We start from the raw sequence: 14,491 nt of genomic DNA on the forward strand, positions 1-14,491 counted from the left end.
TCTACTCTGAGGGCGAAGCCGGTCGGTCGATCGCTTCACCACGACGACGGGAGCGAGAAGATGTCGGGAAACCTCAGCATCGAGCAGCTGGATGCCGGCATCGCCGCCGGCGAGATCGACACGGTGATCGTGGCCTTCGCCGATGCGCAAGGACGGCTGGTCGGCAAACGGGTGTCGGCGCGGCTGTTCCAGGAGGACATCCTGCATCACGGTGCAGAGGCCTGCGACTACCTGCTGTCGGTCGATGTCGACATGAACACGGTCGACGGCTACGCGATGTCGGGGTGGGACCGCGGGTACGGCGACATGGTGCTGAGACCGGATGCCGAGACGCTTCGCAACATCCCCTGGCTCGACGGCACGGTGCTCGTGATGGCCGACCTGGTCTGGCAGAACGGCGAGCCGGTCGGTCCATCGCCCCGGGCCATCCTCGACCGCCAGCGCGACCGTCTCGCCGAACGCGGCTGGACCGCGTTCTCCGGCACCGAGCTCGAGTTCATCGTCTTCGACAACACCTACCGCGACGCCTGGGCTCGCAAGTACGAGGGGCTGACCCCGTCGACCGACTACAACGTCGACTACAACCTGCTCGCCTCCACCCGCCTCGAACCGCTGCTGCGCGATATCCGCAACAGCATGGACGGTGCCGGGCTCTACTGCGAGGGCGTGAAGGGGGAATGCAACTTCGGACAGCAGGAGATCGCGTTCCGCTACGCCGAGGTGCGCGAGACCGCCGACCAGCACGCGCTCTACAAGAACGGCGCGAAGGAGATCGCGGAGCAGCACGGACAGGCGCTCACCTTCATGGCCAAGTTCAACGAGCGCGAGGGCAACAGCTGCCACATCCACCTCTCGCTGCGTGCGGACGACGGCACCCCGGTCATGGCAGGAGACGGTGAGCACGGGTTCAGCCCGGTGATGGAGCACTGGATCGCCGGCATCCTCGCGACGCTCCGCGAATTCACGCTGCTGTACGCGCCCAACATCAATTCGTACAAGCGGTTCGCGAAAGGCAGCTTCGCCCCGACCGGTGTCGCCTGGGGCATCGACAACCGCACCTGCGCGCTGCGCGTGATCGGTGCAGGATCGGGCCTTCGCGTCGAGAACCGGGTGCCCGGCGGCGACGTGAACCCGTACCTCGGCATCTCCGCCATCATCGCCGGTGGCCTCTACGGCATCGAGAACGAGCTGCCGCTGCCCGAGCGCTTCACCGGCAACGCCTACGAGGCCGGCGTCGAGCATCTGCCCACCACGCTCCGGGAGGCGGCGCAGCTGTTCAGCGAGTCGAGCATCGCGAGAGCCGCCTTCGGCGATGACGTCGTCGACCACTACCTGAACCAGGCGCGCATCGAGGTCGAGGCCTACGATGCCGCCGTCACCGACTGGGAGCGCATCCGTGGCTTCGAGCGTCTCTGACCCGGCACCGCTGATCGGTGTCACGACCTATCTGGAGCGCGCGCAGCAGGGGGTGTGGGATGTGCGGGCGGCGTTCCTGCCCGAGCAGTATCTGACCGGAGTGACAGCATCCGGCGGCATCGCACTGCTGCTGCCACCGCAGAACCCGGAATCAGCGGATGCGGCGATCGCCGAGATGGACGGACTGATCCTCTCCGGTGGGGCGGACGTCGCGCCCGAGCTCTACGGAGAGGAGAGGCATCCGCTCACCGACCCCGCCCGCGTCGACCGTGACGCGTGGGAGCTCGCGCTGTTCCGGGCGGCCGAGCGGCGCCGCATCCCGGTGCTCGCGATCTGCCGCGGCCTGCAGCTCGTCAACGTGGCGCGCGGCGGAACACTCCAGCAGCACCTGCCGGAGTCGCTCGGCACCGAACGCTACCGCCTCGGCGGAGGTGTTTTCGCCGAGAACGACATCGAGGTCTCGGACGACACCGCGCTCGCCGGCGTCCTCGGTGCGGGCGACGTGCGGGTGCACAGCTATCACCATCAGGGCATCGACCGCCTCGGGGAGGGGCTGGTCGCGGCCGCACGCTCCGACGACGGACTCGTGCAGGCATTCGTCGACACCTCAGCCGGCCACGTCGTCGGCATCCAATGGCATCCGGAGGAGAACGCCGAGGATCGGCGCCTCTTCGCAGATCTCGTCTCACAGGCTCGTGCGTTCGCCGCGCGGCGGAAGGAGGACGCCCGATGAGTGCGTTCACAGTCATCAACCCATCCACCGGAGCCGCGATCCGTGAGGTCTCTCGCGCCGATGTCGGAGAGACGGATGCCGCGATCGCCCGCGCCGTCACCGCGCAGCGCCGATGGGCAGCGCTTGCGCCGGTCGCCCGGGCTGATGCGCTCCGGTCGTTCGCCCGTGCCGTCGAAGGGGCGACCGAGGAGCTGGCCCAGTTGGAGGTGCTCAACTCCGGGCATCCGATCGGCTCCGCCCGCTGGGAGGCCGGGCACGTCGCCCAGGTGTTGAACTACTACTCCGCCGATCCGGAGCGGCTGTCCGGGAAGCAGATCCCGGTGGCCGGCGGTCTCGACGTCACCTTCCACGACCCCTACGGCGTGGTCGGTGTCATCGTGCCGTGGAACTTCCCGATGACGATCGCCTCGTGGGCGTTCGCACCGGCGCTCGCCGCGGGCAACGCCGTGGTGCTGAAGCCTGCCGAGCTGACGCCGCTCACTGCGATCCGCCTCGGTGAACTCGCCCTCGAAGCCGGACTCCCCGAGGGGCTCTTCGAGGTCGTCACGGGGTCGGGGTCGGTCGTCGGGCAGCGTCTGGTCGAGCACCCCGATGTGCGCAAGGTCGTCTTCACCGGCTCGACCGAGGTCGGCATCGAGGTTGCGGCCGGCTGCGCGCGGGCGCTCAAGCCCGTCACGCTCGAACTCGGCGGGAAGAGCGCCAACATCGTCTTCGCCGACGCCGATCTCGAACGCGCGGCAGCGGGGGTGCCCGGCTCGGTCTTCGACAACGCCGGCCAGGACTGCTGTGCGCGCAGCCGCCTGCTCGTGCAGCGATCGGTGTACGACCGCTTCCTCGAGCTGCTCGAACCCGCCGTGGCCGCCTGGCGTGTGGGCGACCCTGCGCGGGAAGACACCGACATGGGACCGCTCATCTCGGCAGGGCACCGCGACACGGTCGCATCCTTCCTCGACGGCGCCGACATCGCCTTCCGTGGCAGTGCGCCCGAAGGCGACGGGTTCTGGTTCGCGCCGGCCGTCGTGCTCGCAGACCCCGCCGACCGTATCGCCCAGCAGGAGGTGTTCGGACCGGTCGTCGCCGTGATGCCGTTCGAGGACGAGGCCGACGCCATCCGTCTTGCCAACGACACCGCCTACGGGCTCGCGGGCTCCGTGTGGACCGAGAGCCTCGGTCGTGGCGTTCGCGTGGCTCGGGGTGTGCGCAGCGGGGTGCTGTCGGTGAACTCGCACGCCTCGGTGCGGTATGCGACCCCGTTCGGCGGAATGAAGGCGTCGGGCCTGGGGCGCGAGCTCGGCCCTGACGCCGCCGAGCACTTCACCGAGACCAAGAACGTCTTCTTCGCGACCGATGAACTCTGATCACGTCGCAACCCACCCCATCCGGAACGGAGAACCCACATGAGCATCGACCTGACCCAGCGACTGAAGGACCGTGTCGCCATCATCACCGGTGGCGCGAGCGGCATCGGGTTCGCCACCGCCCAGCGCTTCGCGGCGGAGGGCGCCTTCGTCGTGATCGCTGATGTCGATCCCACTTCAGGCGAGGCAGCGGCTGCGGAGGTCGGCGGGGTGTTCCGTCCGGTCGACGTCGCCGACGAGGCCAAGGTCAATGCCCTGTTCGACGGTGTCGCCGAGGAGTTCGGCCGCATCGACATCGCCTTCAACAACGCGGGCATCTCGCCGGCCGACGACGACTCCATCGAGACCACCGAGCTCCCCGCGTGGGATCGGGTGCAGGATGTGAACCTCAAGAGCGTGTACCTGTGCAGCCGTGCGGCACTGCGACACATGGTGCCGGCGGGACGTGGGTCGATCATCAACACCGCGTCGTTCGTCGCGCTGCTGGGATCTGCGACCTCGCAGATCAGCTACACCGCGTCGAAGGGGGGCGTGCTGGCGATGTCGCGGGAGCTGGGGGTGCAGTTCGCGCGTCAAGGGGTGCGTGTGAACGCGCTGTGCCCCGGGCCGGTGAACACCCCGCTGCTGCAGGAGCTGTTCGCCAAGGACCCGGAGCGCGCGCAGCGGCGTCTCGTGCATGTGCCGATGGGGCGCTTCGCCGAGCCGGAAGAGCTCGCGGCGGCCGTGGCGTTCCTCGCCTCCGATGACTCGTCGTTCATCACCGCGAGTGCGTTCGTGGTCGACGGCGGAATCACGAACGCCTACGTCACCCCGCTGTGAACGCCCCACACGTCGCTGTGACAGGGTGATGACATGAGCGAGCACCCCCACGACGGCGATCTCGTCGAGGTGCGCAAAGCGGTCTACCGGCCGCTGCGGCGCGGCAACGCCCTCGAGGACGCTGTCGCCCGGCTCGTGCAGACCATCCGCCTCGGCGTGGTCGCTCCGGGGGAATCGCTGCCTCCCGAACGGGAGCTCGCGGCGTCGTTCGGGGTGAGCCGTGACACCGTGCGCGAGGCGATCCGCGAGCTGGCTGACACCGGCTACCTCGTCGCGCGACGTGGCCGGTATGGAGGGACGTTCGTCGCCGATCCGTTGCCGCACCCGACCGTGACGGGGACGGTGACCTCGGAGGAGATCGACGACGTGCTCGGGCTTCGTCGTGTGCTCGAGACCGGGGCCGTACGCGCGGCGGCGAGCCGATCGTTGGATGCATCGACCCGTGCCGACCTCTGGGCGCGGCATGAGGCGGCGCTTCCGGCCGGGCCGGACGAGTATCGACGCCTGGACACGCTGCTGCATCTGGCGATCGCCGAGGCCGCAGGCATCCCCTCCCTCGTCGCACTCGTGGCGGAGAACCGTGCCGACGTCAACGCCTGGCTCGACACCTTCCCGTTGATGCCGCGCAACATCCAGCATTCGGGGGAGCAGCATGAGAGCATCGTCTCCGCGATCCTTGCCGGACGCCCCGATGCGGCAGAATCCGCGATGCGCGATCACCTCGCCGGCTCCGAGGCGCTGCTGCGCGGCTTCCTGATCTGAGCATCCAGACGTCCGGCGACGGATCCGGACTGCTCAGAGGGAGAACGCCACGAAGCCTGCAGCGAGTGCAGCGATGGAGCACCCGACCGCGAGCCCGCTGACGGTATAGGCCCCGATGCGACCGGCGCGCGGTCCGCGGACTCTCGTCGACAGGCCAAGGCACACCCCGCCGCCGGCGACGCCGACGAGCGCGAAGACCACACTCAGGAACCACATCGAGAGCACCGGCATCCCCTCGACGAGTTCGCCCCGGGCGCCCAGGGCGGCCCGTGCAGTCTCGGTGACCAGCACCCATGCGACGAGCGCCGCGAACGCCGCAGCGATCGACCAGCCGACGACGACGACCGCCTCGAACGTCGCGCGCTCGAACGTCGCACGCGGTGGGGAGGCGACCTGGACCATGTCGCCGAGCATACGGATCGCGGCCGGATCTCGTCGTCACGATCCGGTATCGGTCTTCCTCGGTCTGAACGAACCCAATCGGTCGCAGGTTTAGGAAATGACAACGGATACCGTTGCGTATCGACGAAGATGCTTCCGATTTCGCTATACCTGGGAACTTTCCTGTGTCAGAATCACCGCAAGCGAAACTCAATGGGAGGCTCCATGCCCGGCACCACCCACGCGTCGACGTCGACGCTTGACACCCCCACACCCTCACCCACTGGCGCGGTCCGCATCGACGGCGTCACCAAGCGCTACGGCACCGCCACCGCCGTCGATGATCTGAGTCTCGACGTGCAGCCGGGGGAGTTCCTCTCCCTCCTCGGCCCCTCCGGCTGCGGCAAGACGACGACCCTGCGCATGATCGCGGGCTTCGAGTATCCGGATGCCGGCGACATCCTCATCTCCGGCCGCAGCGTCCTGAACCTTCCGCCCTATCGGCGCGAGGTCAACACCGTCTTCCAGGCGTACGCGCTGTTCCCGCACCTCACGGTCGCGGAGAACGTCGCCTACGGTCTGCAGCAGCGGCGGGTGCCCAAGGCCGAGCAGCGTGAGCGTGTGCGCGAAGCGCTCGACATGGTGCAGCTGCGTGCGTTCGCCGATCGCAAGCCGACGCAGCTCTCCGGCGGTCAGCAGCAGCGCATCGCCCTGTCTCGGGCGCTCATCAACCGGCCCAGCGTGCTTCTGCTCGACGAGCCGCTCGCGGCGTTGGACCGCCAGCTGCGCGAGGAGATGCAGCTCGAGCTCAAGCTGCTGCAGGCGCGTCTCGGCACGACCTTCGTGTTCGTCACCCACGACCAGGCCGAGGCGCTGTCGATGAGCGACCGGATCGCAGTGATGCGCGCGGGACGGATCGAGCAGCTCGACGCACCGGCTGCGATCTATGCGGAACCTGCGTCGGCGTATGTCGCCTCGTTCATCGGTCAGCAGAACTTCGTGCACGGCACGGTGCGCGCAGACGGCGCCGCGGTCGACACCGCGATCGGTGTGATCTCCGGACGCTGGGGCGGCGAACGGGTCGCTGCGGGGCAGACTGCCGTCGCCGCGATCCGCCCCGAGTACGTTCGCCTCGAGCAGGGCGAAGGGGAAGGGGTGCCGGGACGCGTGCTCGGAGTCTCCCACCTCGGTGAGACCCTGCAGGTCGCGGTCCGCATCGGCGAGGATGCCACGTTCCTCTCGCGGATGCCGGCGCCGACCGCTCCGTCGGTGGGAGTCGACGACGTCGTCCGCTGTGTCTGGAGCCCCGCGGACGCGCGGCTCTTCGCGGCGGAGGGCATCCCCACCACCGCGACGCACGTGATCACCCTGCCCAAGGACGGCGGCCTGTGACGGGCCGGCCCCCGGTGCGCGTTCTCGCGCATCGGAGTGCCGCACGCGTGATCCGCACCGAGCTGACCAGGCGCGGGTTCCTCGCGACCGCGATCATGGCGGGCGGCGCGGTCGTGCTCAGTGCGTGCGCACCGGCGCAGAATGCTGCGGCAGTGCATGCCAAGGGCGGCCCGCTCGAGGACAAGCTCTCGATCTACAGCTGGGGCGACTACGACGCCCCAGAGGTGCTCGAGCAGTTCACCGCCGAGAGCGGCCCGCGCATCGTGCTCGACGCGTTCAATTCGAACGAAGAGCTGATCGCGAAGCTCGTGGCGGCTCGCGGCACCTCGGGTTACGACATCGTCGTGCCCACCGGGGTGTTCGTCGGACCGATGGCCGAGAACGGACTCCTTCAGAAGTTCAACCTCGACCTGCTGCCGAACATGAAGCACGTGGCACCCGAGTTCCGCGGACGTTCGTGGGATCCGGGCAACGAGTACTCGGTGTGCAAGGCGTGGGGGACCACCGGGTTCGTCTACGACAAACGGGTGATCTCGCGAGAGCTCACGACGTGGAACGACTTCATCGACGCCGCACAGAACGAGGCGTCCGGCTCGACCTCAGTGCTCGACGACCCGGCACCGCTGCTGGGTATCTACTTCTGGGCGAACGGCATCGACTGGACGACCACGGACCCCGCCGACCTCGACGCGGTCGAGAAGTTCCTGGTGAAAGACCTCGCACCTCACGTCTCGGCGTTCGACTCGTATCCCGGCGGCTCGTCGATCCCGCAGGCCTCGCACGCGCTGCTGCAGTCCTACAACGGCGACGCGCGTCTCGGCATCTTCGAATCCGACGATCCGGACCGCTGGCAGTGGGTGCTCGGGAGCCCGGCGACAGAGTTGTGGATGGACAACTGGGCGATCGCCGCGGGCGCCCCGCACCCAGAGGCGGCGCATGCGTTCATCGACTTCGTGCTGCAGCCGGACGTGCAGCTCGCGCAGGTCGACTACATCGGCTACGACACCGGCATCTCGGGCATCCGCGACGAGGCGGAAGCCGCGGGGCTCGAACGACTCGACATGGTGTTCTTCGACGAGGAGCAGGTGGCCACGATGCATGAGGGCAAGCTGACGGAAGCGCAGGATCGCGTCGTCTCCATCTGGAACTCGATGAAGGCGGCCGCCGGTGCCTAAGCTCAAGTTCGGTCTCGCGATCCCCGCCTGGGTCTGGCTGCTCGTCTTCTTCGTCGCCCCGATCTTCATGGTGATCGTGTTCAGCTTCGGCTACAAGCCGAGCATCTTCGCCACGCACGCGCTCGACCACCTCTCGTTCGACCGCTACGTCGAGGCGCTGTCGCCGACGTTCTTCAGCACGTTCCTGAACACCCTGTGGATCGGCATCCTCGGCACGGCCCTGTGTCTGGTGATCGGCGGTCCCGTCGCGTACTGGATCGCGGTGAAGGCGCCGCCCTCGAAACGCGGTCTCCTGCTCGCGCTCGTGATGGTGCCGTTCTGGACAAACTTCCTGGTGCGCACGATCGGCTGGCAGGTGATCCTCGCCCCCGAGGGGTGGCTGTCGCAGCTGCTGCAGGGCATCGGGGTCATCCCCGGTCCGCTCGATCTGCTCTATTCGCGCGGTGCCGTGCTCCTCGGGGTCGTCTACAACTACCTGCCGCTGATGATCCTGCCCTTGTTCGTGGCCTTCGATCGCGTGTCGGGGCCGCTGCGTGAGGCGAGCAAGGATCTGGGCGCGAACAGCGTGACGACCTTCCTCCGCGTGACGGTGCCGCTGGCCAGGCCCGGCATCATCGCCGGGGTGTTGCTGGTCTACATCCCGCTCATGGGCGACTACATCACGGCAACGGTGCTGGGAGGGGCGAAAGGCAACATGATCGGGCAGGTCGTGGCGAGTCAGTTCCAGACCGCGCAGAACTGGGCGCTGGGCTCCGCGATGGCGGTGCTGCTGATCATCGTCATCATGATCTCGATCGCGGTCGCGGCAGGCCTCCTCTGGCTCGTGACGCTGCCACTGAGACAACGCAACCGTCTCGTCCTGGGGGAGGGATCATGACCGCCGTGACCGATGCACCGCAGAAGACCGCAGCGCCCGCGCCGCGCGTTCGCCGGGGAGCCGGACGCTTCGTGCTTCCGATCTGGGCAGGGTTGGTTTTCCTGTTCCTGTTCCTGCCGATCCTCGTGATCATCGCCTACTCCTTCAACGTCGGGCGCCTGCTGGTCTCGTGGGACCACTTCGGCTTCGACTCGTTCCTCGCGATCGTGAACAAGCCCGCGATCCGCGACGCGGTGCTCGTCTCGGTGCGCACCGGGCTGCTGGCCGCCCTGCTCGCCACGGCGCTCGGCACGCTGGCCGGTATCGCGATGGCCCGGAACCCCGGCAAGTGGGTCTGGTGGTTCCTCGGACTCCTGCTGCTCGTCTCGGTCACTCCCGAGATCGTGGATGCCGTGGCCCTCCTGCCGTGGTTGGTCTTCCTCGGACAGGATGCCGGGATCGGCATATTCAACGACGGCACCATGAGACTCGTGGTGGGTCAGTCGCTGTTCTCGATCGCCATCGTGTCGTACATCGTGCGCGCGCGCCTGGTGGGACTGGACGCCCGCCTGGAGGAGGCCTCGGCCGACCTGTACGCGCCACCCGTCCGCACGTTCTTCAAGGTCACGCTTCCGCTCGCGATGCCGGCTGTGCTCGCCGGGTTCCTGCTCTCGTTCACGCTGAGTCTCGACAACACGGTCGTGTCGGCGTTCGTGCAGGTCTCGGGCACGACTCCCTGGCCGGTGTACGTGCTCAGCGCACTGCGCAGCGGGTTGCGACCGGAGATCGCGGCAGTGTCGACGATCATGCTCGTGCTGACGCTCCTCGCGCTCGCGCTGGTGGCGGTGGTGCTCAAGCGGGCGGGAGACTCGGCGACCGATATCGCCCGAACGATGGCAGGCGGCTGATCGTGGCGTACGCAGATCTGGCTTTCACCGGCGGGCGACGGGGAGGTCGGGTGTTCCTGGCGGATGCCGCGCGCTCCACCGCACGCGCCGTGGCTGTGACGGGCGGACGCATCAGCGCGGTGGGTCACGATGTCTCGGCGCTGATCGGTCCGGACACCGAGGTCGTCGATCTCGACGGCGGACTGCTCGTGCCCGGTTTCCAGGACGCCCATGTGCATCCGGTCTGGGGCGGACTCGACATGCTGCGCTGTGACCTCTCCGCGCTGTCGACGCGGGACGAGTACCTGGCGCGCATCGCCGAGTACGCAAGGGAGCACTCCGGCGACGAGTGGATCCTCGGCGGTGGATGGCAGATGTCGGCGTTCCCCGGCGGGACTCCGACTGCGGCGGATCTCGACACGGTGGTACCCGACCGGCCGGCGTTCCTCCCGAACCGCGACGGACACGGCGCCTGGGTCAACTCCCGTGCGCTCGCGCTCGCCGGCATCACCCGGGAGACGGCCGACCCCGCCGACGGCCGGATCGAACGCGATGCGACCGGTGCCCCGAGCGGCACGCTGCACGAGGGGGCGATGGGTCTGGTGAACCGGCTCCTCCCCATCGAGCCGCCCGAGCGACTGGTCGAGGCGCTCCTGCAGGGGCAACGGCATCTGCACTCCTACGGCGTGACCGCCTGGCAGGATGCGATCGTCGGCACCGAGTACGGGGATGCGGGCGATCCGCTCCCGGCCTACCTGACGGCCGCGGCATCCGGTGCGCTCACCGGCCGCGTCGTCGGTTCGCTGTGGTGGGACCGCTCGCGCGGCCTGGAGCAGATCGACGACATCGTCCGGCGTCGCGACGAGAGCACGGTCGGGCGCTTCCGGGCGCGCAGCGTGAAGATCATGCAGGACGGCGTGGCGGAGAACTTCACCGCCGCGATGCTCGAGCCCTACTGCGACGGGCACGGGCATCCGCGCGAAGACTCCGGCATCTCCTTCGTCGAACCCGAGCTGCTCAAGGAGGCCGCGACCCGGCTCGACGCCCTCGGGTTCACGCTGCACTTCCATGCGATCGGCGACCGCGCGGTGCGGGAATGCCTCGACGCGGTCGAAGCGGCGCTCGTGCACAACGGGCCGCGCGGGAACAGGCACCACATCTCGCACATCCAGATCGTGCATCCCGACGACATCCCGAGGTTCCGCGCGCTCGACGTCACCGCCAACATGCAGATGCTGTGGGCGACGCTGGAGCCGCAGATGGTCGACCTCACCATCCCATTCCTCGGCGAGCAGCGCACCGCCTGGCAGTATCCGTTCGGCGACCTGCTGCGCTCCGGCGCCGCGCTCGCCGCAGGCAGCGACTGGTCGGTGAGCACACCCAACCCGCTCGCCGCGATCCATGTGGCGGTCAATCGCCGTTCTGCGCCGACCGAGTGGGAGGGCGACTACGAGGCATTCCTCCCCGAGCAAGCGATCGACCTGGCCACCGCGCTCGTCGCGTACACGGCGGGCTCAGCGCGGGTGAACCACCTCGACGACACCGGCACGATCGCGGTCGGGATGCGTGCCGACCTCGCCCTGCTCGACCGAGACCCGTTCGAGCATCCCGTCGACGAGATCGGCCTGACCGAGGTACGGGGTACCTGGGTCGGGGGAGTGCGGGTGTACGACTCCGCGGGCTGAGCGCGCAGGCGAGCCCGAAGACATGAAGCCCCGGCGACCTCGCGTCGCCGGGGCTTCATTTGTTTCTGCGCTCGTATCAGCCCGCGGCGGCCTCGTCGGCCACAGACAGTGCCTCGTCGAGCACGGTGAGTCCGCGCATCAGGTCTTCTTCGCTGATCACCAGCGGCGGGGCCACGTGCATGCGGTTGAAGTGCGTGAACGGCCAGACCCCGGCCTTCTTGGCTGCCGCAGCGAAGGCGCCCATGGGGGCGGCGTCCGCGCCCGAGGCGTTGAACGGCACGAGCGGCTCGCGGGTCTCCTGGTCGCGCACCAGTTCCACCGCCCAGAACAGTCCGAGCCCACGCACCTCGCCCACACTCGGGTGCTTCTCGGCCCAGCTGCGCACCGTGGGCTCGACGATGCGTGTGCCGAGGTCGCGCACCCGTTCCAGGATGCCGTCACGGCGGAACACCTCGAACGTCGCGACACCCGCCGCACACGCCAGGGGGTGACCGGAGTAGGTCAGCCCGCCGGCGAACGGCATCGTGTCGAATGCGCTCGCGATGCGCTCGGAGATCACCACGCCGCCCAGCGGCACGTAGCCCGAGTTCACGCCCTTCGCGAAGGTGATCAGATCGGGCTCTCCGTCGAAGGCGTCGATGCCGAACCATTCGCCCAGCCGACCGAAGCCCACCATGACCTCGTCGGCGATGTAGACGATGCCGTAGCGGTCGCACAGCTCGCGCACTCCCTGCAGGTAGCCGGGCGGCGGCACCAGCACGCCGTTCGTGCCGACGACGGTCTCGATGATGATCGCCGCGATCGTCTGCGGCCCCTCGAGCTGGATCGTCTGCTCGAGGTGTGCGAGCGCCCGCTCGGACTCCTGCTCCAGGGTCTCGGCGTGGAACGGCGAACGGTAGAGGTACGGACCGAAGAAGCGCACGGTGCCGGAGTCGACGGTGTCGTTCGCCCAGCGCCGCGGATCGCCGGTCAGCGAGATCGCGGTCGCGGTGGAGCCGTGGTAGCTGCGGTACATCGAGAGCACCTTGCGGCGACCGGTGAACTGCCGGGCCATGCGCACCGCGTACTCGTTGGCCTCGGCGCCGCCGTTGGTGAAGAAGACCTTCTCGAGGCCCTCCGGGGCGACCTCGGCGATCAGGCGCGCGAGCTCTCCGCGCACGTCGTTCGCGATCGACGGCTGGATCGTCGAGAGGCGACCAGCCTGCTGCTGGATGGCCGCAACGAGATCCGGATGCTGGTGCCCCAGGTTCAGGTTCACGAGCTGGCTGGAGAAGTCGAGGTAGGCGTTGCCCTGGTAGTCCCAGAACGTCGATCCCTCGCCCGCGGCGACCGGCAGCGGGTCGATCAGGCCCTGCGCGCTCCAGGAGTGGAACACGTGGCCGCGGTCGTCTGCCCGCACCTGTGCCTCGGCCTCAGGAGCGGGGAGCGGGTGGGAGATGCCGTGCCGGTCGGTGAAGTTCGTCATCGTCGTCATCGCTCCTGATCAGTGGTTGCTCGGGAAGCCCAGGTCGATCTGGGAGGGCGTGTGGTCGGGCCAGCGGGTGGTGACGACCTTGGAACGAGTGTAGAAGTGCACCGACTCCGGGCCGTAGATGTGCGAGTCGCCGAACAGCGAGTCCTTCCAGCCACCGAACGAGTAGGCGCCGATCGGAACCGGGATCGGCACGTTCACGCCGACCATGCCGACCTCGATGTCGAATTCGTACTGTCGCGCCGTGCCGCCGTCGCGCGTGAAGATCGCCGTGCCGTTGCCGTAGGCGTTCGCGTTCACGAGGGCGACCGCCTCGGCGTAGGTCTCGACGCGGACGACGGTGAGCACGGGGCCGAAGATCTCGTCTTCGTAGACCTTCATGCCGGGGGCGACCTGGTCGATCAGGCTGACCCCGAGGAAGAAGCCCTCCGAGTCGAACTGCTTCAGCGTGCCGTCGACGACGACCTTCGCGCCCTCGGCTTCTGCGCCTGTGACGTAAGAGGCGACGCGGTCGCGGTGCTCTCGGGTGATCAGCGGACCCATCTCGCTCTCGGCGTCGGTACCGGGGCCGATCTTCAGCCCGTCGATACGCGAGGCGATCGCGGAGACGAGGTCATCCGCGATGTCGCCGACCGCGACCAGCACCGAGACGGCCATGCAGCGCTCGCCAGCGGAACCGTAGGCTGCGGAGACCGCGGCGTCGGCAGCGCCATCGATGTCGGCGTCCGGCATCACGACCATGTGATTCTTCGCGCCGCCGAGAGCCTGCACACGCTTACCGGCGGCCGAGGCGCGCTGGTAGATCGAACGGGCGATCGGGGTGGAACCGACGAAGCTGATGGCGTCGACCCTGGGCGACTCGAGGAGGGCGTCGACGGCCTCCTTGTCGCCGTTGACGACGTTCAGCACTCCGGCGGGGAGGCCGGCTTCGGAGAACAGCTTCGCGATCCAGACCGCTGCTGACGGGTCCTTCTCGCTGGGCTTGAGGACGACGGTGTTGCCGCAGGCGATCGCGGAGGCGACCATCCACAGCGGCACCATGACCGGGAAGTTGAACGGCGTGATCGCCGCGACGACGCCGACCGGCTGCTTGACCGAGTGCACGTCGACGCCGCGGGAGACCTGCTCGCTGCGCTCGCCCTTGAGCAGGTGCACGAGTCCGGCCGCGAACTCGACGTTCTCGATGCCGCGTGACACCTCGCCGGCGGCATCAGAGAGCACCTTGCCGTGCTCGGAGGTGACGATCGCCGCGAGCTCGGGTGTGCGCTCCTTGAGCAGCTGACGCAGACGGAAGAAGACGTCGGCGCGCTTGATGAGGCTCGTCTCGCGCCAAGCGGGGAGAGCGGCTGCGGCGGCGGCGATCGCGGAATCGACCTCGGCGGTCGAGGCGAAGGCGACGTGCTTCGACACCTGGCCGGTGGCGGGATCGAAGACCTGGCCGGTGCGGGCCGCTTCCGCGGTCTCCGCGGCGTTGATGACGTGACGGACGATGTCCACGATGTTCCTCCGAGGGCTGAAGAATGCGGTTTCGAACACTCTGACCGAGGTTCGGTACG

General features: G+C 68.5%; 13 protein-coding genes. 10 read left to right on the forward strand and 3 right to left on the reverse strand.

Going from position 1 to position 14,491, the window contains the following annotated elements; genetic code table 11:
- The first annotated feature begins 60 nt into the window (after positions 1 to 60).
- Genes CQ040_RS04400 through CQ040_RS04420 form a run of 5 tightly spaced genes read left to right on the forward strand, consistent with a single transcriptional unit; the run spans position 61 to position 5,088 of the window.
- Entirely contained in the window at positions 61 to 1,416 is a 1,356-nt protein-coding gene (locus CQ040_RS04400) for a glutamine synthetase family protein (RefSeq protein ID WP_105527021.1), read from the forward strand.
- Positions 1,397 to 2,149, forward strand: a complete 753-nt coding sequence (locus tag CQ040_RS04405) for a gamma-glutamyl-gamma-aminobutyrate hydrolase family protein (protein ID WP_258131381.1) — start codon at positions 1,397 to 1,399, stop codon at positions 2,147 to 2,149. The genes CQ040_RS04400 and CQ040_RS04405 overlap by 20 nt, the downstream gene beginning before the upstream one ends.
- Positions 2,146 to 3,507, forward strand: a complete 1,362-nt coding sequence (locus CQ040_RS04410; RefSeq protein ID WP_105527019.1) for an aldehyde dehydrogenase — start codon at positions 2,146 to 2,148, stop codon at positions 3,505 to 3,507. Before CQ040_RS04405 ends, CQ040_RS04410 begins: the two co-directional genes overlap by 4 nt.
- 39 nt (positions 3,508 to 3,546) lie before the next feature.
- Positions 3,547 to 4,326, forward strand: a complete 780-nt coding sequence (locus tag CQ040_RS04415; RefSeq protein ID WP_105527018.1) for a 3-oxoacyl-ACP reductase — start codon at positions 3,547 to 3,549, stop codon at positions 4,324 to 4,326.
- A gap of 33 nt (positions 4,327 to 4,359) precedes the next feature.
- Complete coding sequence (locus tag CQ040_RS04420; RefSeq protein WP_105527017.1) at positions 4,360 to 5,088, forward strand: FadR/GntR family transcriptional regulator; 729 nt, start codon at positions 4,360 to 4,362, stop codon at positions 5,086 to 5,088.
- A 33-nt stretch (positions 5,089 to 5,121) separates the two neighbouring features.
- Here CQ040_RS04420 and CQ040_RS04425 read toward each other — a convergent pair whose 3' ends face one another.
- Positions 5,122 to 5,490 carry a hypothetical protein gene (locus CQ040_RS04425; protein WP_146113889.1) on the reverse strand — a complete coding sequence of 123 codons (369 nt, stop codon included), beginning with the start codon at positions 5,488 to 5,490 and terminating at the stop codon, positions 5,122 to 5,124.
- 204 nt (positions 5,491 to 5,694) lie between these two features.
- On the opposite strand from CQ040_RS04425, the gene CQ040_RS04430 reads away from it, so the two are divergent.
- The 5 genes from CQ040_RS04430 to CQ040_RS04450 are packed head-to-tail and all read left to right on the forward strand — an operon-like array spanning position 5,695 to position 11,464.
- On the forward strand, positions 5,695 to 6,861 hold the full coding sequence (locus CQ040_RS04430) for an ABC transporter ATP-binding protein (RefSeq protein ID WP_105527058.1): 1,167 nt from the start codon (positions 5,695 to 5,697) through the stop codon (positions 6,859 to 6,861).
- A complete protein-coding gene (locus CQ040_RS04435; RefSeq protein WP_105527015.1) occupies positions 6,858 to 8,036 on the forward strand; it encodes a spermidine/putrescine ABC transporter substrate-binding protein in 1,179 nt (392 codons plus the stop codon). Before CQ040_RS04430 ends, CQ040_RS04435 begins: the two co-directional genes overlap by 4 nt.
- On the forward strand, positions 8,029 to 8,913 hold the full coding sequence (locus CQ040_RS04440) for an ABC transporter permease (RefSeq protein WP_105527014.1): 885 nt from the start codon (positions 8,029 to 8,031) through the stop codon (positions 8,911 to 8,913). Before CQ040_RS04435 ends, CQ040_RS04440 begins: the two co-directional genes overlap by 8 nt.
- Positions 8,910 to 9,800, forward strand: coding sequence for an ABC transporter permease (locus tag CQ040_RS04445; RefSeq protein WP_028503275.1), 891 nt, complete (start codon positions 8,910 to 8,912; stop codon positions 9,798 to 9,800). Before CQ040_RS04440 ends, CQ040_RS04445 begins: the two co-directional genes overlap by 4 nt.
- Before the next feature lie 2 nt (positions 9,801 to 9,802).
- Positions 9,803 to 11,464 (forward strand): amidohydrolase, encoded by a 1,662-nt coding sequence (locus tag CQ040_RS04450; protein WP_181156754.1) that lies wholly within the window; start codon positions 9,803 to 9,805, stop codon positions 11,462 to 11,464.
- A gap of 76 nt (positions 11,465 to 11,540) precedes the next feature.
- Here the strand turns inward: CQ040_RS04450 and CQ040_RS04455 are convergent, their stop codons facing one another.
- Both CQ040_RS04455 and CQ040_RS04460 read right to left on the reverse strand, forming a co-directional pair.
- Entirely contained in the window at positions 11,541 to 12,929 is a 1,389-nt protein-coding gene (locus tag CQ040_RS04455; protein WP_105527056.1) for an aspartate aminotransferase family protein, read from the reverse strand.
- 18 nt (positions 12,930 to 12,947) lie between these two features.
- A complete protein-coding gene (locus CQ040_RS04460) occupies positions 12,948 to 14,432 on the reverse strand; it encodes a CoA-acylating methylmalonate-semialdehyde dehydrogenase (protein WP_028503272.1) in 1,485 nt (494 codons plus the stop codon).
- Between the last annotated feature and the right edge of the window lie 59 nt (positions 14,433 to 14,491).

The sequence above is a fragment of the Microbacterium sp. MYb54 genome (genome assembly GCF_002979515.1).
Taxonomy (GTDB): Bacteria; Actinomycetota; Actinomycetes; order Actinomycetales; family Microbacteriaceae; genus Microbacterium.